We start from the raw sequence: 21,352 nt of genomic DNA on the forward strand, positions 1-21,352 counted from the left end.
AAACTGTATTTAGTTGTTTTTTAGTCTAACCTCTTGCTTTTGGGACACCCGCTCTATTAGTTTGCAATTTAGTAAATTTTAGAAGCAATATCCGTAGCGATCATTCCACCATGAAAACGACCGTTTTCAATAAAGATTTCATTCGCATTATCTCCAGCAGCGATCACCCCAGCAATGTATATTCCAGTTACATTCGTCTCCATTGTCTCCTCGTTAAATAGTGGTCTGCCACTTTCTTCTTGAATGTGAATGCCCATTTTTTTTAAAAAAGAATAATCTGGATGGTACCCTGTCATAGCAAACACATAATCACTTTTAATCGTTTCGGCACGCTCTGCTGTATGGTAGATTACTTGTTCTTTAGTGATTTCATCAACATGAGCCCCAAATACCATAGTAATTGTCCCATTCCTTACTAGTGATTCAAATTCAGGTAATATCCATGGTTTGATGCTCTTCGAATACTCCGTGCCACGATAGAGGACAGTAACCCTAGCACCCGCCTTTACGAGTTCCAACGCAGCATCAATACTTGAATTTTTTCCACCAATCACGGTTACATCTTTATCAAAGAATGGATGACCTTCCTTAAAATAATGCGATACGTGGGGAAGATTTTCACCTGAAATATTTAAATAATTCGGATGATCATAATAACCAGTTGCGACTATAACGGCTTTCGCTGAATACGTCGCCTTAGAAGTAGTTACAACAAATGTACCTTTTTCGGCTTTAGCAACATTGGTTACATTTTCAAATGATGAAATTCGTAATTGTTTTCTCTTTACTACTTCTCGATAATACGCCAGAGCCTGATTTCGGACTGGTTTTCTATTTTCTGTAATAAAAGCAACATCGCCAATCTCAAGTTTTTCACTCGTACTAAAAAACGTTTGATGGGTTGGATAGTTATAGATGGAATTCACAATATTACCTTTTTCAATAACGAGCGCCTGAATTCCTTCATTCCCTAAAGCTATTGCAGCACTAAGCCCACAAGGTCCCCCACCAATTATTATCACTTCTTCATGAATCATTGTTATACCCTCTTTCTTATTATCAAAGCACACGGAATCCTTTTATCCCTCATTAACGTGCAGGAAACCCCCACTGTTAAAAGTATCACTTTATTGGCTTTTGATCTCAAACCAATCGTGCATCGTGCCTGTTATTAAATACCATTCCTTATATTTCAAGAATAATTGCAAAAAAAATCTCCTTTTCATTTAGAATAGGAGATTTTTTCATTTTCATCAATTAATAAAGCTTAATGCTTAAATCCAACCACGGAAACGCGAAGCTTCTGCCATTTTTCTTACGCCTACCATATAGGCAGCCAATCGCATATCAACACGTCTTGTTTGAGCAGTGTCATAAATATTATTAAACGCTTTTATCAAGATTTTTTCTAGCTTCTCTTCTACTTCTTCTTCGCTCCAGTAATACCCTTGATTATTCTGAACCCATTCAAAATAAGAAACAGTCACCCCGCCAGAGGAAGCAAGTACATCTGGTACAAGTAGGATGCCGCGTTCAGTTAAGATTTGTGTAGCTCCCATTGTTGTCGGACCATTAGCTGCCTCTACAACAATTTTCGCCTTTATATCATGAGCATTATCTTCTGTTATTTGGTTTTCAATAGCTGCTGGCACAAGAATATCACATTCAAGCTCTAACAACTCTTTATTTGTAATCGTATTCTTAAATAGCTTAGTAACCGTGCCAAAACTATCACGGCGATCAAGTAAATAGTCAATATCCAGTCCATCCGGATCATAAAGGGCTCCATAAGCATCAGAAATCCCCACGACCTTCGCACCTGCGTCATGCATAAATTTCGCAAGATAGCTTCCAGCGTTACCGAATCCTTGAACAACGACACGCGCACCTTTTACATCGATGCCTCTTTTTTTAGCCGCTTCATGAATAACAATTGTAACCCCTTTTGCTGTAGCTGAATCACGACCATGTGAACCACCTAAGACTAGCGGTTTACCTGTAATGAAACCAGGGGAGTTGAATTCATCCATTCGACTGTATTCATCCATCATCCAAGCCATGATTTGAGAGTTGGTAAATACATCAGGTGCAGGAATATCCTTCGTTGGTCCAACGATTTGACTAATCGCCCGCACATAACCGCGGCTCAATCTTTCTAGCTCACGGAACGACATATTGCGAGGGTCACAAACGATACCGCCTTTTCCGCCTCCATATGGTAAATCAACAATTCCACATTTTAAGCTCATCCAAATAGATAATGCCTTCACTTCTTTTTCAGTCACATCTGGATGAAAACGGATTCCACCCTTAGTAGGACCTACCGCATCATTATGTTGAGCACGATATCCAGTGAATATTTTTACTGAACCATCATCCATTCTTACTGGAATCTTCACTGTTAGCAAACGCAATGGTTCTTTAAGCAGCTCATAAACTTCCTCAGGATAACCAAGTTTGTCCAATGCTTTATGTATTACAGTCTGAGTAGACTTCAGCACGTCATATTCTTGTTCTTGGTTAGTATGGTCAGTACCTTTCTCGGCTACCATCTGTATACCTCCTAGAATCTTCAGTAATTACTTTAGGTCATCTTACAAAAAAACGCCACCATTTACCATGAAGGATATATCATGAAGTACGCTACACTCGCCAAATCAAAGGTGGCGGTAGCGGAGCCGGAATTTTGGGCTTTCTTGATAAATCAGTATACCTGATAAAAAGATCGGCTACCTTAGTAAATCCAATCCCCGTCCCCATGTCCTTCATACAAGAGTATACACCTTTGTATCACTTCTGCAAAGCATTATAGTTGGAAAAAGAAGAATAATCACAAATTTATTGAAAGCGATATCATTTAACTCATCACTACTTTTGAAGATAACAAGTAGACTTGTGATTTAAAAAGCAGGAAAGAGCAATTAAGTCTTGTTTTTGTAGCTATTGCTCTTTACCTTTTTAATTGCATGTTTATTTAGAAAAATATTTCGTAAGTATTAAATGTGCGTTTTCAGGTATAATACAATTTCCATATTCCTTTAATCTGTAAATAGTCAGTGTAGACACATAGCCATATTCAGCAGCAAGTGAAATGATTGTATCATATGATTCTTTAGATACCTTTTCAATTAAAAAATAATATTGACCTTCAAACTCATAAAGGGTGATACAAACATCCATATGTTTGATACAATATGCAAGTTGAATTACTGCTTCAATATCGGCAAACATATATAGAATATATGGATGCTCACCAATCCGAACTTCTAAATCCAAGTACTCATCTTCCTCTGTCAAACTGTCTTCCTCGTCTTTTGACACAACAATAATTAACCCTTGTGCCTGTAAGGAAAAAATTTCAACCGCAATTGATCCGCTCATTTTAAAATTCATTTCCTCACAAGCTTCTTCCACCATTTCTTGAAAAAGTTTGTGAACCTTTAGAGAATTAGCTTTAATATCTTCTATGGTTATTCCTCGATCAAACAAGTCATCGAATGTTAAAAATATTTTTATCTTGTTATTCGTCAATCGCTCCAGCTTCATAAAAAATGCCCCCTGAATAACCATTTTCATACATCATATGTAAACGATTATTCACGGTGCATATCCTTTTTCGCTTCTATTTTGATTCCTCAATCTCATACCATTTTGTTCGTTCACTTTTGAAATCAACTTGATTGTTGTTACTATAGTTCAATGACTTTTGAGTGATCTTCCGAACCGTTTCCATTAAGCGTTAGTAAATGAGTCTCTGGTTTTGCTCCTAAACGTAAAGGTAACGTGCTTGTTCCATATCCATTACTCGTTAAAAAAAGCGATTTTCCAGCTTTAGATAACCCTCCGAGCTCATATGGACCAATGCCAAAAAATCTAATTTGTCCTCCATGAGTATGGCCTGATAAAACAAGCTGAATATTATGCTCACTTTTAACCTCTTTAGCAATTAGTGGGTTGTGGCTGATTAATATTCTGAAATCATGCTCATCAGCATCTCTAAGAGCCAAATCATATCGCGCTTTTTTTTCACCGATATCTTCTATACCAAGCAGTGTGATTTTTTGATTTTCAGACACGTTAATTCTCATTGATTTATTGTTAAGGATTATCACATTTTGTTCCTCAAGCTTATTTAATAATTCTTGCTCATTTTGTTCATAATCATTATTTCCCCAAACGAAATAGACAGGCCCAATTTCTTTTAATTTTTCAATATTCGCAGCCACTCGTTCTATCGGAACGCCACCTTCTCTTAAATCACCACCAATGATGACAAAGTCCGCTTTATTACGGACAAAGTCAATTAGTTTAGGAGAAATCTTCCTTCTATGAATATCAGATATAAAAAATAAAGATATAGGATCAGACGACTCAAAAGCTTCAAAGTTCAATGTTTGTACTAAAATTCTATTTAAAAATGCCATTCGCCACATATACAAGACAAGGACTACAATTATGGCAATCCCTAAAATTACTCCGTTTAATATCATCTATTGTCTGCCTTCCTTCTAATCACTTACCATTTGATTAACAAAGTTGTATGGGGTAAAACTCAACCATTTTCCATGAAGGATCAATCATGTAACAAGTTGCACTCACCTAATCACAATGGTGGCGGTGCGCAGCCGGTATTCGGAATGTTTCTCAATATAAATTAGTTTACCTGCTAAGAAGATTTGTTGTATTGTTAAGTCGCGAAGACCCGTCCCCGTGTCCTTCATAAAAAAAATAGGCTGACTCAAAGTCAAAGAGTCATGCCCCCCTAATTAAACAATTTACATATCATGCAGAAACAGCATGTATATGTTGTCTTTATTTACTTTCATGATACAGATTTATATCATAATTTTTCTTCATCATTTCGAACACCTTATGGCGATTTTTCCATTTCAGTTCAGCCTTCCATAGCTCTTTGCTTTTATGAATGATTTCTTTTCGCATCGTATGATATTCAAGTTCTGCTTTATCAACCTTTTTCTTCATGATACCCATATAGCCGTACAATCCCGCTGTTATTAATAAAAATAACATATGTGCAAACTGATCAACGAACACAGAAAACATTGTGAAAAATGAATAAGAATAAGGAATAATTATAGCAATATATAGGTAGGCAAACAATGATCCTGCGGAAATAATGGTTGCCCATATTGTTCTAAGATGTTTTTTTTTCAATGCCTCATATTTTCTTTTTCTTTCTACTACATGTTGCAGCATTTGTTTCGTCGCCTGATCAGTATTATCGTCTAATAATAGGATGGCTGACTCCATTCGCTTCCCCTCCAATGCGTCTACACCATCACTATATGCACTTGTCCAAATAAAATGATAGAAATCTCTTATTCTTTTTCCTTTAATGGGATTTCTAAAACTTGACCTACTTGTATTTCATCTCCCTGTATATGATTCCATTCTTTTATGAAGTCAATACCATCACCTGAATTATAATAGTTCATAGAAATAATAAATAAACTTTCATTTGGCGAAACGGTATGGTAAACAATCTGATACCCATCTTTTGACTCCTGTTTCTTATCTTTTCTCTCTATAACAGATGCTTTCTCTTGAGTTTTTTCAGACTCTATTGGTCGGTTAGCACTAGCAGGTATCGTTTCTGAATCATTCGTTTTTCCCTGCTTTTCTTCCGCCATTTCATTTGATTTTATACCATCCGTGCGCTTTGTTACTTCTACCGTTTCAAAGCCACTTACTAGCTTTTGTGGAGATAATGAAATCGGCTTTTGTTTTTCTAAAAACGGTAAAAGAAAAAATATGGCAATCGGCATGGCAATAAAAAAAGCAGCTAATAGCTTAATTAACAGAAACTTATTCTTTCGTTTTTTTTTCTTTTTCGCTCGTATCTCACTCCTGCTCGGCAAAGGTTTCGAGTTCATGTTTACATGATTTTTTTGATACTCATTTGGTGTATTCTCGGGATTCATCTATCTTCCCTCTTTCTATCTAGGTTCTTTCCTTTTTTCACTTTAATTATTAGCCCTAAAATGAAATCAATCGTGAAATGCATACTAATTGTTACATATAAATTCCCTGTCATTTCAAATATAAAGCCAATAAAAAAACTGACTACTATGATATTAACGAATAAAAATGGGTGAAACAAATAGCGATAATGAACAAGGGCAAAGAGAACACTTGTCCATAGTAAGCCAATATGGGTTTGTAAAACTCCTCTGAACAGAAGTTCCTCACTTACAGCAACCATACTTGCAACAACGGCAACCATCGGGTATGACAAACTCGTGAAGATTCTTTCATTAATTCCCCCGTCATTATAATAAGATTCTGGGAGGAGTTTCATCAACACTAAATCAAACAGAACGACAATGAGTCCTGCACTTACTCCAATATAAATAATTTTCCATTCCGAGTGAAAGATTTTCGTAAAGGATGAAAAATCATCAAATAACCAAAACCCAAGTATGACAGAAATGACCAAAAGCAAAATCTGTGTGAAAAATAACTGCATATGTAGCTCACGATTGCTAAGTCGTCCAATGAGTTCAGCTTGTTTGTTCTTCAATGTTTTTTGCTTCTCCTATCAATATGGCTGCCAATTCTTGCTTCCATGTTTTCTTTAGCGCTCTACCGGCTTGTTCATCATGAGGTAAAATTTCTAATAGCTCTTCTGTCACCACTCCGCAACGATCACAGCATGTTTGATTTTTTTCTGTTAGCATAACATCGAAGTAAGACAGAATATTTTCCCGTCTGCAGTCTTCAACCGCTATCCAACGAAAAAAACGTTCAAGTTTCGTTTGATTTTCAACCCTTCTCGTTTGAGCGATCTGCTTTAACTTCTCAGTTATCAATAATGGCTCTTCTTGTTCAAATTCTTTTACATAATGTGTAATCCATCTCCACTGCACATCTGTCAGTGTATACATTTCTCTTAAGTCTATTTCTAGTTTCGGTTCAATATTCCAAATCCCTACTTCATGAAGTGATGCACAAGTTTGTTCAATTTGATAATTTGTTGGCAATTGTTGCTCTACTAAATGTAGTGGTAAACCTTCATCGCCGTCACAATACAATAAAATGGCTACACTTTGCAACCCGTCACGGCCTGCTCTGCCTATTTCCTGTAAATAAGCTTCCATTCCTTGTGGTAAATGAAAATGAATAACCACTCTTACATTATTTTTATTCACGCCCATCCCAAATGCAGAGGTCGCGCATATGATACGTAATTGCCCACGAAGAAACTGCTGCTGGATCAGCATTCTTTGTTCTTGTTCCATCCCCCCGTGGTAATAATCTATATTTTTAACTCCATTTTCCTGTAAAAAGGTCGCAACAGATTCGGCTGCTTTCTTACTCGAAAAATAAATGATCGCTGCGCCATCAAAACTGTTCACCAGTTGCATCAGCCTTTTTAGCTTTTCATCATATGAAGAAAATTCCTCGACCATATAGGCAATATTACTACGATCCACTGAAGTAATGACTTCTTTTGGTTGCTCAAGCTTTAGTTTGTCTTTAATATCTGTTTGAACCGTTTTTGTAGCGGTGGCCGTTAATGCCAACGTAAGCGGATTGTTCAATATACTCCTTACATTTCCTAGGTTCAAGTAATCCGTTCTGAAATCATACCCCCATTGCGAAATACAGTGCGCTTCATCAATGACGAATAATCCAATCTCAAGCTTTTGCAATCGCTCAATGATACGCGGAATTGCAAGCATTTCTGGTGATAAGTAAATGAAGCGATACGAGTCTAAATGCTCAATTGCTTCCCTTTTCTTTTCATAGGTTAAAAATGAATTCAATGTGATTACGCTTTTTTCGCCTCGCATTTTTAGTTGTTCCGCTTGGTCCTGCATAAGGGATAGCAAAGGTGAAACGATTAAAACCGATTTTTTTAATACATAAGCTGGAAACTGGTAGCATAATGATTTCCCAGAACCAGTCGGTAGCATGGCTAATGTATCTTTCCCTCTTAGAAGCGACTCGATAACTTCTTTTTGGCCGGGTCGAAACGTGTTAAAGCCGAATTGCTTGAGTAAAATGTCTTCTAAGTTCATGAATCATCACCTACTTTCGCCAGGACAAGACGAATTTGAAAATAGCTAATTTCACTATTGTCCACGATTTCTTTAATAGCGCGTAATTGTTTCGTTCGGCTCGTTTTAGAAGCTACTCTTATTTCTTCAGCAATTTTTGGAGTCATAAAGCGTGAAATATTAAACTGAGGATCAGAGTAAGCTAATTCCACAATATGATCTTCAATTGTACTTCGCTTCAATTTTCTAATATAGGAAATCTCTTCTAATGATTTTCCTGCTTTTAAATACTTTAATGTCATCTGTGTCGAGTTCGTTAACTGAATATGAGAATTGCCTTGAATATCTTTACCCACACTATTTAAATAAGGATATTCCCCGGATGTGTCATCCATTTTTTGTAACATAAAATGAATTGTACCGAGAAATAAGTACCGTACATGCCACTCGTCATCATCTAATTCTTTGGCGATTTGCGAATAAGTACTTCCTATGCGATCAATACCTGTTAATCTTTTTACAAAAATATCTCTTTCCTTTTCTGGTCTTTTCTCTAAAAGCATCGATAATTCATCAAATAAATGTCGGCCAATTTCTGCTCGATTTTGTCGATTTAGGGCTAGATACCGCTTGACCCATGTTTGGGTTTGAAAATTCCGTTGAATCGGATAAAATCGATTTTGCTTGTGAATAATATGTGATATAGTTTGAATAAGAAGGCTTAATCTACTCCAATACGTTTGGGTACGATTTTGAAATCTAAATCCATTCAAAGTTTCTGGAAATGGGTACTTGTCCAGATGTTGTTTTAACAATTCCTGACCGATTGAGGTTATCATATAATAGCCATTCTGAGGTAAAGTACTAATCAACCCTGATTGAAGCAAATGATCAACAGTAATTTCAAGCTGTCTTCTTGTCAAATCAGGTAGTGTACCTAACAGCTTGGTTAGTCCAAACAGATGAACATCTTGAATCGTTTGAGACGATTTTTTCCCCTTTAGCATATGCAAAATAGCGTAAACGGAGCGTTCTCCATTAATAATACGAATACAATCGAGTACGATCATGTCAAAGTAATTTTGCATGTATTATATTCACAACCTTGTTATAATCTTTGTTACCATTGTACCAAATCATTGAAGTTTATAGGTCATGAAACCCGATTGATTTATAAAAAATGAGCATTTTTTTGTAAATCAATCGGATTTATATCACAAATGCATATTTTAATTTGACAAGACCTAGTACAAATAGTGTTTTCATTACATTTATATTGAAAATTTCTACATTCAGTTTTACAATAAGGAAGTATGAATACATGAAACAATTTAGAAGTAGAAAAGTTTGGATTTACCGGGAGGAGTTTTGTAATGGCTAAATATACAATCGTTGACAAGGATACTTGCATCGCTTGTGGTGCTTGTGGAGCTGCGGCGCCTGACATTTATGATTATGATGATGAAGGCATTGCTTTCGTTATACTAGATGATAATGAGGGAACAGTTGAAGTTCCTGATGTTCTTTTAGATGATATGATGGACGCATTTGAAGGCTGTCCAACAGATTCCATCAAAATTGCAGATGAACCATTTGATGGGGACGCTACTAAATTTGAGTAATAATTAACTTGATATTCAAAGAGCTATCCTTAAAGATCTGGCCTCTACTAATTCTAGGTATGAGGTCCGATCTTTTTTTACGGGATAGCTCTTTTTACTGCATCTATAAAAAAAGATGAAGGTATCTCAAATGAGTCAGACCCTTTTGAGATACCTTCATCCTTATTCAACTATTCACTTCAAACATTATGTGATAATGCTTGTTTTTCAATCCACGTTTTCATTCTTATATAAAGCAGCGTAAATACGATGGTAATCAATCCACCCTTCAAAATGTTGAATGGAAGGATTGCAGTTGTAACAAATTGTCTTGTTTCCTGAGATGACATGGCATCCCAGTTCATAAATAACGTATACGCCGGAAGAATCACATAATAATTTAGCACACTCATAAACAATGACATGATAATAGTACCCATAACTAAAGCAATTGTCATACCGTGTTTTGAATTTAACATCTTAAAAATATAATATGTTGGCAGAACGAATAATACCCCAGCAACAAAGTTAGCAATATGTCCTACAGGAACGCCCGTCGGACTTCCAATCATAACAAAATCCAATACGTTTTTAAGCAATTCAACAATAATCCCTGCAACAGGACCGAAAATAAGCGCAGCTATTATCGCTGGAATATCGCTAAAATCAATCTTTAAAAATGGTGGTAAACCTGGGAATGGAAAATTCAATAACATTAACACATAAGATATACTCCCTAACATCGCCAAAATTACCAGTTTCTTTACATTGTACACCTTCATAGATCTCTCTCCTTCTTTTTTGTGATCTACCCCACGAAAAAGAGGATTGGTTCCATCGAAATGATTTGCATCCATTAAAATACCCTTTAATTCAACGAACTAAAGGGAGCTTTAAAGGTATCAGCAAATAAACGTTCAAGTCATGTGAATTTGAACATTTCTCAAGAGACCTCCATCTTCTCCCATCCAGACTATACTGTCGGCTTTGGAATCTCACCAAATCAACCCGAAGGTTCGCGGGCTTTGAAGATTTACTTCATCACCGCCGGTGGGGAATTACACCCCGCCCCGAAGATAGACCTATTCAATTTTTTTCGTATCCGAAAAAGTAATTAACCAGTACGATATAAGTAAAAGTTTATGTGATCAGATTAGCATCCTTTACCTATCTTAAGATTGATAACGAGCTGCTACTAATCTATTTCACATCCATTCTCACATATTCATACTATCTTAATTGGTATTAATTTATCATTGAACGTAAAAAAAAGCAAGGATTTAAATTTGCAATATGACTAAATAAGTGATAAAAACCTTGTTCGTTTTACTTGAGAAACATCTAATATACTTATTAAGTGATACTTCAATTAGTGAGGGGTTTGACTTTCCGTTAATGCGGGATATAATCTTTTTTTTGCTTTTTTATTTCTACCAAACCACAGTATTTTTAGAAACACTAAAGATTTACATATTTTTTACATCTATCTCAAATTGACACTCGTATACCCATCCTGTAAAATTAACTGAAAATTAAGTGAATTATAAAGGATGGGTGGTGTTTGGTTTTGTACCAGATTTTAGTGGCAGATGCAATTAAACCAGAAGGGCTTGGACCATTATTAGAAAGTCCAAAGGTCCATCTCATTGAAAAAACAGTAGTAGAAGCAAAACATCAACTTCATGAAATCGATGCAATTCTTGTTAGAAGTGCAACCACTGTGACTGAAGAATTAATTTCTTCTATGCCAAATCTGAAAATCATCGCTCGGGCTGGGGTCGGAATCGATAATATCGATGTCCCCGCTGCTACTAAACGCGGTATCGTCGTTGTCAACGCACCGGACGGGAACACAATCTCGACAGCTGAGCACACCTTTGCCATGATGGCTGCTTTAATGCGCCATATCCCTCAAGCTCGAGCTTCACTTAAGAATGGAGAATGGAAACGATCTTCATTTATTGGAACAGAGCTATACGGTAAAAATCTAGGAATTGTCGGAATGGGTAGAATCGGCAGTGAAATAGCTAAACGCGCCAAAGTTTTCGGCATGGATGTGCTCGTCTATGATCCATTCTTAACGTCTGATCGAGCGAAGAAAATGGGTGTGACATCGCTTGAGCTGGCAAAACTATTAACCTTGGCTGATATTATAACGGTACATACCCCTCTTACACCAGAAACCAGAAACCTAATTAATAAAAAAAATTTATTAACATGCAAAAAAGGGGTATATCTATTAAATTGCGCTAGAGGCGGCATTATAAATGAAGAAGATTTGTACGAATTAATTATTAAGGGGCATATTGCTGGAGCTGCCATTGATGTTTTTGCAGAAGAACCTCCACTTGGACATCAGTTACTCGAACTTGATTCAGTTATTGCAACACCTCACCTTGGGGCATCAACGAAAGAAGCCCAATTAAATGTAGCGACCCAAGTTGCCCAAGAAGTTTTATCTTTCCTTAATGGTAATCCTGTCACGAGTTCTATCAATCTTCCTGCGATATCCAAAGAAGTTTTTGCTAAAGTCCAACCTTTTTATGAACTAATAAAACAGATGGGCTCTATCGTCAGTCAAAGTATGCCTGAGGGAATTCATGAAATTACGGTGAATTACGCAGGTGAAGTGTTGGATTTTGATACAAGTATATTAACAAAAAGTTTGTTATCTGGGTTCTTTAAGTCTAGATTAGATGTGCCCGTCAATGAAGTAAATGCTTTTTTGATTGCCAAAGAGCGCGGCCTGACAATCGGCGAAAAAACTTCACACGATACCTTTGGCTATAGTAACTTCATTACCGTTACAGCCAAAGGTGATAACAGACAACTTGGCATTAGTGGAACATATGTAGATCACTATGGCTCACGTATCGTTCGTTTAAATGATTTCACAATTGATTTCCATCCTGAAGGAAATCTGCTATACGTTCAGCATATGGACCGCCCTGGTGTAATTGGCCGTGTCGGTAAAATACTCGGTGACCACGGGGAGAACATTGCGACTATGCAAGTTGGCCGTAAACAAGCTGGTGGGGAAGCCATCATGTTACTCTCATTTGATAATCCATTAAGTGATGACATATTAAGAAAACTTAAACAACTTGATGATATTACGTTTTTATACAGAATCACATTACATGGAAGTTAGCTAACTATCAGTTAATGATCTAAAAGGCTGTTCTATTTGAAAAGATCAGAACCCACATTTACTATATGCCAATAAATCACAGACTAAGTTCGCCGCTCGTTATGGCTTCATCTGTATGATTCATATCTTGTAGGCCTAAACTTCCTTTTGAAACCCACAAAGGCAAGTTTCACTGTCTCTCACTAATCAGGATTTTACGGAAAGTAAGCCCCCACCTCTAAGCTTCGAGGTGGGGGCTTACTTTCGACTTTCCGTTAATGCGGGATAAACGGTATATAGTGTGTGAGGTGACCCTTTTTGCCTGTTCATGACTCATTTGGTAATGCTTCACTAAGTGAGGAAAAATTCACATATAGTGTTCGTAGTAATGCCTCACATTTTCGTTAAGTTTTCTAGTAAAAAAACCTTCGTCTACTTCACGCTTCCCAATCCCGCCAATAAACATCAAACTGATACATATCCCAAAAATCAAGACAATCAATAATCGTTTTCCATAATCCAGCATATCTATCCCCTCACACAAAATTTCATCAACTCTCTATTTGTATGAGATATGACCGATTTGTAGAACTTTAAATACACAATTTTTTTACTATACTTAATCCCCAATTACATTATTCTTTTTGGTGACAGCGGGTCCTTAATGGCTATTTTTATAAGAAACGCTCCTACCATAATACTAAGTAAAGGCGTTTTGTATTAAGGATATGGGGATTGGGCTTCGCGACTTACTAAAATCAATCTACTTTGCAGAAATACGTACTTTATTAAGAAAAGCACTCCAAAATCCAGCTCCGCACCGCCACCATGATTAGGTGAAGGTAGCGTGCTAAGGTATGAATCCTTCTTAGTAAATAGTATTATTTTCATGCCATAGGCGTTTCTTATGAAACAAGATTTTTTGGCAAACTATTCTGGAATTATTCATTTTCTATCATTTTTCGTGGCAAAATAAAGGTAAAGGTCGTTCCAATTCCTAGCAAGCTGTTAACCGAGATTTCCCCATCGTGAGCATTGATAATATTTTTAGCGATAGAAAGCCCAAGTCCTGTACCTGAACTACCTCTAGTTCTAGCCTTGTCTGCTTTATAAAAGCGTTCGAACACAAAGGCTAAATCCTCTTTTGGAATCCCCGAACCTGAATCCTTCACTTCTATTATCAACCCTTGACATTCATCTAGTCGTTGAATTATTTCAACCCTTCCACGAACTGGGGTATGACGAATAGCATTATCAATTAAATTCGTCAATACTTGTTCAATACGGTCAGGGTCAAACATCCAGTTAAGTTCTGGATTTTTCAATGAAGTTGACAGAATAATGTCATTTTCTTTAGCAAGTCCGGAAAATTTATAGACGATTCTTTCTAAATAATCTTCCAATGGTATCGAATCATAACAAAGTTGCATATTTTCCGATTCTAGTCTGGCTAAATCAAGCAAGTCATTAACGAGACGTCCCATCCTAAGCGATTCATCATAAATCACCTTTGCCATTTCTTTTTTATCCTCTTCACTTTCGGCAATATCATCAATGATTGCTTCACTATACCCTTGAAGCATACTAATCGGTGTTCGCAACTCGTGGGAGACGTTTGCAATGAAGTCGGTACGAAGTTTATCCATTTTCCTTTCATCCGTCATATCACGGATAATCGCAACTGCACCTCGGATGCTCTCACTCCCATATAAAGGACTGACGATTAACACCCAATCATGCCCTTGCAAAGAAATTTCACCAATTTGTTCTTTATCAAGTAGTTCTGAGCGATCGAATAAATTCATGAGTACAGATGGAACCATTCTATTACTTTCAAGTTTCTCGAAAGTCCAGCTATGCAAAAAACGTTCCGCAGGCGGGTTGGTTTGCAATATCGTTCCATCTCTATTAAAGGTAATCACGCCATCAGCCATACTTCTTAAAATGCTAGCTAGATGCTCTTTTTCTTGGTTTAATGCACTAATATTATTCTTCAACTGTTTGCCCATTTGGTTAAAAGCAATCGCCAATTCCCCAATCTCATCACCTGTCAAAATCGGTACTTTCGTATCAAATTTGCCCTTAGCCACTTCAAATGCTACTTCCCGCATTTTTGTTAATGGGGCATTAATCCTCGTAGATAAAAAGAAAGCAAATATTGTTGTTAGGATAATTGCCACACCTGCTGCAAGCAGAATAAATTTTGTAGTAGATGTAATGGCTTCTTCCATTGTTTCTAGTGATTGAAAGAGAAAGACTTCATCTTGTTGACCGTTTAAATCAAGCGGAACCCCAACAACAATTGCTGAAATCTCTTGATTACCAACTTTCAGTGGGAGAAGCAGTTCTTTCTTTACCATTTCCCTTTTTGTGAATACTTTGTTTAGACTAGGGTCATTTTTAAGAAATTCTGGATTAACACCGTATTTCTCCATTGATTCTGAGCTGAAAATAATGTCATTATCATTCAAAACGAGCATTTTAGTTTCGATTCCAATCATTTCAGATGCAATCTGTAATACTTCATCGGTGTCAGCATGGGTATTGGCTATTTCAACAATTCGTTTTGCAGTTTTCATTAAATTATTTTCAACTTCATCAATTTGAAAATTCCCAAAAAACTCGACGAGTAAAATTGTTAATATTATTAATACGAGGGAAACCAATAATAAAATGGTGGCCCATAACTTACCAACTACACTTCTCCATAGCTTCATTCTTGTATAACTTCGAACTTATACCCAACACCCCATACGGTTGTTATCATCTTAGCAGCGTTTTCCGATATGCGATTCAATTTTTCACGCAGTCGTTTTACATGGGTGTCTACAGTTCGAGGGTCTCCAAAAAATTCATAATGCCACACTTCTTTTAGTAACTGCTCACGATCAAATACTTTGTCAGGAGACTTAGCCAAAAAATATAATAATTCATATTCCTTTGGTGTCAAAGATACTTCTTCTCCATCAGCAGTTACTCGATGTGCATCATGATCTATCGTTAAATGAGGAAAGACGATAATATCTTTCGTAGCTGTTTCGGATTGTACAAATGTTGTACTTGAGGATCTGCGTAACAATGCTTTTACCCTTAGGACAACTTCCCTAGGGCTAAATGGTTTTACAATATAATCGTCTGTACCTACTTCAAAGCCTTGTACTCGGTTAACCTCTTCCCCTTTTGCCGTTAACATGATAATTGGTGTCGCCTTTTTTTCTCTTAATTCCCGGCACACTTCGATTCCATCTTTACCTGGCATCATAATATCTAGAAGAATTAGATCATAATCTGTTTCGATTGCCTTTGTGAGCGCAATATCACCATTTTCCGCCTCATCAATTTCATAGTCTTCCCTTTCAAGATACATTCGTAATAAGCGACGAATTCTCGCTTCATCATCTACAACTAATATTTTAATCGGATTTCCCATATATGTAAGCACCCTTTCTTACCTCTATTTTACAAAATGAATGCGAGCATTTCTATTCTCTTTCTGCTTTTGTACGAATGAATATTATGTTTGTCACAAATCTTTCACTTATTCATGCGCTTGTTTCATTAAAATATAGCAGCATCTCATAAAAAAAGAATATTATCTCTTTCGAATGTAAGTTTACACGCCTTTTAGCAAAATACTTTTATTAAACAGTTTTTTACCGAGCTAGCCTAGGATACAGAAAAGAGGCGATCCTTTCTAACGAATGGAAAGCGCCTCTTAAATTAGTTATGCATATGAATGAAGTCCAGCTAAAATTAAGTTCACAACGATCAGATTGAACATAATGATGGCAAAACCTACTACTGCAAGCCATGCTGATTTCTCCCCATGCCAGCCTCTTGAAAGACGTAAGTGAAGAAATGCGGCATAAAATAGCCAGGTAATTAAAGCCCATACTTCTTTAGGATCCCATCCCCAGAAACGTGTCCAGGCAATCTGTGCCCAAATCATTGCAAAGATTAAGGCTCCAAGGGTAAAGATTGGGAAGCCAATTAATATCGATCGATAGCTAATCTCATCTACTAAATCTAAGTTAACATTCTTAACTAGCGGTTTGAAAATGGCCGCAACTCGTCTACGGAAAATCAGGCGAAGTAAACCGTATAAAATTAATCCAGAAAATAGAGACCAGACCACTGTATTTGCTTTATTTGCATCGATAATTGCAGGCATTTCTACGAAAGGTTTCATTTTCCCTTCTGTCAATAAAACGCCTTCATGTGGACCTATTAATGCAGGTAAATGGTATTCAAACACGTCTTCTTTATTATATTTATTCATCCATGTAAAGTTTGCTTTATAATCCAATGCAGAAAAAGTCGACGTGATGATGACAAAAGCAAGTGTTGCTACCATGGTGAACATAATCACTTCAAGCCAAAACGTCTTCTTGTTCCTTTTTGACTGATCAACTGATTTTATAAGATATAAAATCGCCGCCACAAAGCTAATGGACAATACCGCCTGTCCAGCAGCCGCCGTCGTAACATGAATATGCAACCAATCACTCTGAAGTGCCGGAATGAGTGGTGATATTTCCCGAGGAAACATACTTGCATAGGCAATGATCAGTAGAGCGATCGGTAAAGCGAATAATCCTAATGCAGGTGTTTTGTAGATAAAATAAATCAAAATAAATGCAGCTATAAGCATCATTCCAAAGAAAGTTGTAAATTCAAATAAATTACTTACTGGAGCATGTCCGCTTGCTAGCCATCTTGTAATAAAATAGCCAACCTGTGCAACAAATCCCAATATTGTTAACCCAATAGCTATTATTGCCCATTTGTTTTGTTTTTTTTCAGTTTCCCCTTTTTTATCCTTTATAGCACCACCGAAAAAAAAGGTACCGACTAAATAAAGGACAAAAGAAGCATATAACAAGTTACCGCTTAATTCTGCCACGTATACCCCACCTTATTTCTCTTTTTCGCCTACTTCTTTGGCTTCCAACTGATCTTTTGGCTCTGTTATATTCGTACCTTCCAGCACCATGGAAATATCGCGTTTTAATCCATGCCAGTTTTTATTTGTGTGTCCTGCCAGCCAAATTTCCCCATCTTTTCTTTGAATCCAAATACGTCGATGATTCCAATAAGCACCTTGTATAACACCAATCATGAATATGCCACCGCCAACAAAGAAAATCCATAATGTTAGATCCTTTCTGACAGTTAGTGCTGTGACATTTCGTGTATCTACCCCAGCAAATGCCATCTTATACGTATTTTCTCCTAATGGCTCAAGCGTTTGTTGAATGGCAACAAAACTAACTTCACCTTCTGGCTTATCTGGTGTCTTCATATTAAAAATAAAAGCTGGATTATTTGGAACTGGTGATTTAGTAACAGGTTCCTGATTTTCATCAAATTCAAAATCAGGAAAATAGCTCATTAACTCAACCGAATAACCATTTTGCAATTTATACATGGTTTTTGGATCGTCCAAAGAAATAGTAATCGTCCCAAACGTTTCTTTCGTACTTTTATTCATTAAATTAAATGTCATTTCACTCAATTCATCCAGTTTATAATCGACTTGGTAGAATGCAAAATGATCGTGTTTTAATGGAACATTCACTTTGATAGAATGGTCTTTAATTTTTTGAAATTTTGCATCTTCTCCAGGAAGAGTATTGCCCTCTTTTTCATAGAGGGTTACATCAGCTTGATAATTTTTTACGATTGTTCCTACTTTATCAATGGCAGCACTGAATGTTTGGTCTTCCTCTTTATCATACACTTCTACTTTAAATTGATTGTTTTTCAGTGCATATTGACCTTCAGTTCCGGGAATTTCTTTCATTTCGCCTTCTCGTAGCCAAAGAACCTCATCGACATACATGCCTGGTAAAAATCGAAGCATTCCGCCAATCAAAAAAATGATAAGCCCAGCATGATTGACATACGGCCCCCATCTAGAGAATCGTCCTTTTTCCGCAAGAATGTTGCCGTTTTCTTCTTTGACTTTATATCTTCTGGATTCCAGGCTTTTCTTGATTTCTTCAAAATCGCTAGCTTGTTTATCTGTACTCGTTATCCCAAAGAGACGCTGCTTCTTTAAAAAACCTTCATGTCTTGCGATTTTCTGTTTTTTTAACGATCGATAAAGAGGAACAACACGGTCAATACTTGCAATCAAAAGAGAAGTCCCAAGCATCGCGATACAAATTAAATACCACCAAGAACTGTATAAATTATGAAAACCTAATAAATAATACAATTTACCTGAAAAACCATATTCTTTTTCGTAAAAAACCTTAGGTAATTCAGTAGGCGGTATGTATTGTTCTTGAGGAAAAATTGTCCCCACTGAAGAAGCGATGAGCAAGATCACGATCAAGCTGACGCCTACCTTTACGGATGAGAAGAAATTCCATATTTTATCAATTATCGATTTATTATAAGTCTGTGATCGACGTGCGCTCCCCTCATAACGCATATCGATCATCTTTGAGTCTTTTTGGGCATCATCTAGTACCCGACCACAAGATTCACACAGAATCGTGCCATGTGGATTCACATGGCCACACTCACAATTCACCACTTCTTTCATGTCAAAATCTCCCCAATGTTATGGTTTAATTCGCTCCATATGTTTTTGAATGCTTTCCTCACTTAGACTGCCTGTTAGTGTATCCACAATTCTTCCATTTTTATCTATTAAAAAGGTAACAGGTAGTGGATCTACTTTATAAGCCGTTTGCACTTGCTTATTCTTATCAATCATAATCGGAAATGTTAATTGATGCTTCTCAGCAAATTTCTTAACAGAGTAATTGGATTCTCCAACATTAACTGCTAAAATTTGCACCCCTTGTTCTTTATAGATCTGATATTGATTATCCATAAACGGCATTTCATATTCACAAGGCTTACACCATGTACCCCAGAAATTTAATAACACTCCCTGCCCCTTATAATCAGAAAGTTTATGCGTATTTCCATCTAGATCAGTTAACACAAAATCTCGAGCCATGTCCCCTTTTTGAACGGCTTCTACTTTGTCTTTTGTAAAATTCGCATATAATGAAAAAACTAATGCTGCACCTAAAAGAGCAAGAATTGCAGATCTCATAATAAGCCGGCGCTGTTTTTTATCCATAACCATCCCCCTACATGCTTCATTCATGATTTCATTGTTGCAGGTTACACATATTGACATTATCTCGAAATAACAAAGTATTTTACTTTAGATAGATAATTTCCTTTATTTTAGTCTGTTGCTCTTCCCATCTGTAGTAGCTAATGCTCTCATTTGTTTCACTTCATGAGGCGTCAATTCACGAGCATCCCCTGCAGTAAGCCCTTGTAATGTTAAAAATCCATATCGCTCTCTTTTCAGTTTCTGAACGGGGTGACCGATTGCATCGAACATCCTTCTTACTTGACGGTTTCTACCTTCGTGAATCGTAATCTCAATAATTGATGTTTGTTTTTTCTTATCACTCGAGAGAAATTTCACTTTCGCAGGTGCTGTTTTTCCATCTTCTAATACGATTCCTTTTTCAAGCTTCTTCAAACTTTCACGTAGTGGTATTCCTTTCACCTTTGCAACATACACCTTATCTACTTCGTGCTTCGGATGCATTAATACGTTAGCAAAATCGCCATCATTCGTCATCAACAGCAAGCCAGACGTATCATAATCAAGACGACCTACAGGATAAATACGCTCCTCAATTTCATAAAAATAGTCTGTTACGACTTTCCTGTTTTTATCATCCGATACAGCAGAAATAACGCCACGCGGCTTATAAAACAAGAAATAAACAGGTTTTTCTTTTTCAAGCGGGACACCATTTACCTCAACTTTATCATTCGGTCCTACTTTAATTCCTAATTCTTTTACGACTTTACCATTTACTTTCACTTTGCCTTCTTGAATCCACTCTTCTGCTTTTCTTCTTGAACTCATGCCAGCATGTGCAATAACTTTTTGTAACCTTTCCATCTATCTTTCACCTCATCAAATGTTGTTTAACATGTTTGTAGAATAACGCAATCATACAATTATTACACATTGTACCGAAAAAAAGAAGGTGAATGAAAGTTTTTAATGAAAAGAGATGATTTCACTTTAAAAATGAGCAGTTACTAGCAATTACTTTTTCAGATAATGAATGTTTTTTGACAATTTTTTCATTTAAAAATGGAGATTAATTCTATATGAGTTTACCACAGTCATTCGGTACCTTGCCAAAAAAAGTTGACGATATTTCGACAAATTACAATTTACCGAAAATTCCTTTATTTATTATCGTTTCACTAGTGTTTCATAAAATATACACACTCGCTAAACAGAATAGCTACATTAGCAAATTCACGAAAACCAGTTCCTGTTTCCTTCATAAAAAAGGCTGGTTTCGTATCCTTTTTTGCTTTTAACCTGGGTTGATTTCCGTTACAGGTACTCGCTTTCCGCGGGCGGTCTTAGGAGCCTCCTCAGTGCTTCGCACTTACGGGGTCTCCCTGAACACGCTTCTCTAAGCAGGTGCCTCGCACCTTCCACTACAATCAACATCTTCGCGAATTTGTTACTTGCAAAAAACAACAATCTTAACGAAAGGAGACAAAAAAAGACGGATAGTATTTCACCCGCC

General features: G+C 36.6%; 19 protein-coding genes and 1 riboswitch. Of the genes, 2 read left to right on the top strand and 17 right to left on the bottom strand.

The genetic code is table 11. The features are described 5' to 3' along the window. Positions 1-68: 68 nt before the first annotated feature. From HNP81_RS12155 to HNP81_RS12195, 9 genes are all read right to left on the bottom strand, one after another. Entirely contained in the window at positions 69-1,037 is a 969-nt protein-coding gene (locus tag HNP81_RS12155; RefSeq protein WP_182502803.1) for a YpdA family putative bacillithiol disulfide reductase, read from the bottom strand. A 237-nt stretch (positions 1,038-1,274) separates the two neighbouring features. Continuing rightward, entirely contained in the window at positions 1,275-2,552 is a 1,278-nt protein-coding gene (locus HNP81_RS12160) for a Glu/Leu/Phe/Val family dehydrogenase (protein WP_028391578.1), read from the bottom strand. Positions 2,553-2,970: 418 nt separating this feature from the next. Beyond that, positions 2,971-3,546, bottom strand: coding sequence for an adaptor protein MecA (locus HNP81_RS12165; protein WP_028391579.1), 576 nt, complete (start codon positions 3,544-3,546; stop codon positions 2,971-2,973). A 143-nt stretch (positions 3,547-3,689) separates the two neighbouring features. Beyond that, complete coding sequence (locus HNP81_RS12170; protein WP_034301063.1) at positions 3,690-4,490, bottom strand: metallophosphoesterase; 801 nt, start codon at positions 4,488-4,490, stop codon at positions 3,690-3,692. Positions 4,491-4,812: 322 nt separating this feature from the next. Then, positions 4,813-5,271, bottom strand: coding sequence for a YpbF family protein (locus HNP81_RS12175; protein WP_028391581.1), 459 nt, complete (start codon positions 5,269-5,271; stop codon positions 4,813-4,815). A 68-nt stretch (positions 5,272-5,339) separates the two neighbouring features. Beyond that, positions 5,340-5,942, bottom strand: a complete 603-nt coding sequence (locus HNP81_RS12180; protein ID WP_182502804.1) for a LysM peptidoglycan-binding domain-containing protein — start codon at positions 5,940-5,942, stop codon at positions 5,340-5,342. Beyond that, positions 5,939-6,541: a CPBP family intramembrane glutamic endopeptidase gene (locus HNP81_RS12185; RefSeq protein ID WP_028391582.1), complete on the bottom strand. Its 603-nt coding sequence runs from the start codon at positions 6,539-6,541 to the stop codon at positions 5,939-5,941. Before HNP81_RS12185 ends, HNP81_RS12180 begins: the two co-directional genes overlap by 4 nt. After that, complete coding sequence (locus HNP81_RS12190) at positions 6,522-8,042, bottom strand: RecQ family ATP-dependent DNA helicase (protein ID WP_182502805.1); 1,521 nt, start codon at positions 8,040-8,042, stop codon at positions 6,522-6,524. The genes HNP81_RS12185 and HNP81_RS12190 overlap by 20 nt, the downstream gene beginning before the upstream one ends. Beyond that, positions 8,039-9,109: a YpbB family protein gene (locus HNP81_RS12195; protein WP_182502806.1), complete on the bottom strand. Its 1,071-nt coding sequence runs from the start codon at positions 9,107-9,109 to the stop codon at positions 8,039-8,041. Before HNP81_RS12195 ends, HNP81_RS12190 begins: the two co-directional genes overlap by 4 nt. Before the next feature lie 285 nt (positions 9,110-9,394). On the opposite strand from HNP81_RS12195, the gene HNP81_RS12200 reads away from it, so the two are divergent. Beyond that, positions 9,395-9,643, top strand: a complete 249-nt coding sequence (locus HNP81_RS12200; RefSeq protein WP_028391585.1) for a ferredoxin — start codon at positions 9,395-9,397, stop codon at positions 9,641-9,643. Between the two features lie 179 nt (positions 9,644-9,822). Here HNP81_RS12200 and HNP81_RS12205 read toward each other — a convergent pair whose 3' ends face one another. Continuing rightward, on the bottom strand, positions 9,823-10,404 hold the full coding sequence (locus tag HNP81_RS12205; protein WP_028391586.1) for an ECF transporter S component: 582 nt from the start codon (positions 10,402-10,404) through the stop codon (positions 9,823-9,825). Between the two features lie 170 nt (positions 10,405-10,574). Further along, positions 10,575-10,704, bottom strand: a riboswitch (FMN riboswitch). Positions 10,705-11,189: 485 nt separating this feature from the next. On the opposite strand from HNP81_RS12205, the gene serA reads away from it, so the two are divergent. Further along, entirely contained in the window at positions 11,190-12,773 is a 1,584-nt protein-coding gene (gene serA, locus HNP81_RS12210) for a phosphoglycerate dehydrogenase (RefSeq protein ID WP_182502807.1), read from the top strand. Positions 12,774-13,119: 346 nt separating this feature from the next. On the opposite strand, the gene HNP81_RS12215 is transcribed toward serA, so the two are convergent. The 7 genes from HNP81_RS12215 to rluB all read right to left on the bottom strand — a co-directional run bounded on the left by HNP81_RS12215 (position 13,120) and on the right by rluB (position 20,703). Beyond that, positions 13,120-13,278 (bottom strand): hypothetical protein, encoded by a 159-nt coding sequence (locus HNP81_RS12215; RefSeq protein WP_154664005.1) that lies wholly within the window; start codon positions 13,276-13,278, stop codon positions 13,120-13,122. Between the two features lie 415 nt (positions 13,279-13,693). Further along, positions 13,694-15,469, bottom strand: coding sequence for an ATP-binding protein (locus HNP81_RS12220; RefSeq protein WP_028391588.1), 1,776 nt, complete (start codon positions 15,467-15,469; stop codon positions 13,694-13,696). Further along, positions 15,466-16,182, bottom strand: a complete 717-nt coding sequence (locus tag HNP81_RS12225; protein ID WP_182502808.1) for a response regulator transcription factor — start codon at positions 16,180-16,182, stop codon at positions 15,466-15,468. The genes HNP81_RS12220 and HNP81_RS12225 overlap by 4 nt, the downstream gene beginning before the upstream one ends. Before the next feature lie 294 nt (positions 16,183-16,476). Then, positions 16,477-17,655, bottom strand: a complete 1,179-nt coding sequence (gene ccsB / locus HNP81_RS12230; protein WP_182502809.1) for a c-type cytochrome biogenesis protein CcsB — start codon at positions 17,653-17,655, stop codon at positions 16,477-16,479. Between the two features lie 12 nt (positions 17,656-17,667). Continuing rightward, positions 17,668-19,305 carry a cytochrome c biogenesis protein ResB gene (gene resB, locus HNP81_RS12235; RefSeq protein ID WP_182502810.1) on the bottom strand — a complete coding sequence of 546 codons (1,638 nt, stop codon included), beginning with the start codon at positions 19,303-19,305 and terminating at the stop codon, positions 17,668-17,670. Between the two features lie 18 nt (positions 19,306-19,323). Further along, positions 19,324-19,854 carry a thiol-disulfide oxidoreductase ResA gene (resA, locus tag HNP81_RS12240; RefSeq protein WP_182502811.1) on the bottom strand — a complete coding sequence of 177 codons (531 nt, stop codon included), beginning with the start codon at positions 19,852-19,854 and terminating at the stop codon, positions 19,324-19,326. Positions 19,855-19,959: 105 nt separating this feature from the next. Then, entirely contained in the window at positions 19,960-20,703 is a 744-nt protein-coding gene (gene rluB, locus HNP81_RS12245) for a 23S rRNA pseudouridine(2605) synthase RluB (RefSeq protein ID WP_028391593.1), read from the bottom strand. Positions 20,704-21,352: the final 649 nt, after the last annotated feature.

Origin of the sequence: Peribacillus huizhouensis, from assembly GCF_014138605.1 — a bacterium.
GTDB lineage: Bacteria > Bacillota > Bacilli > Bacillales > DSM-1321 > Peribacillus > Peribacillus huizhouensis.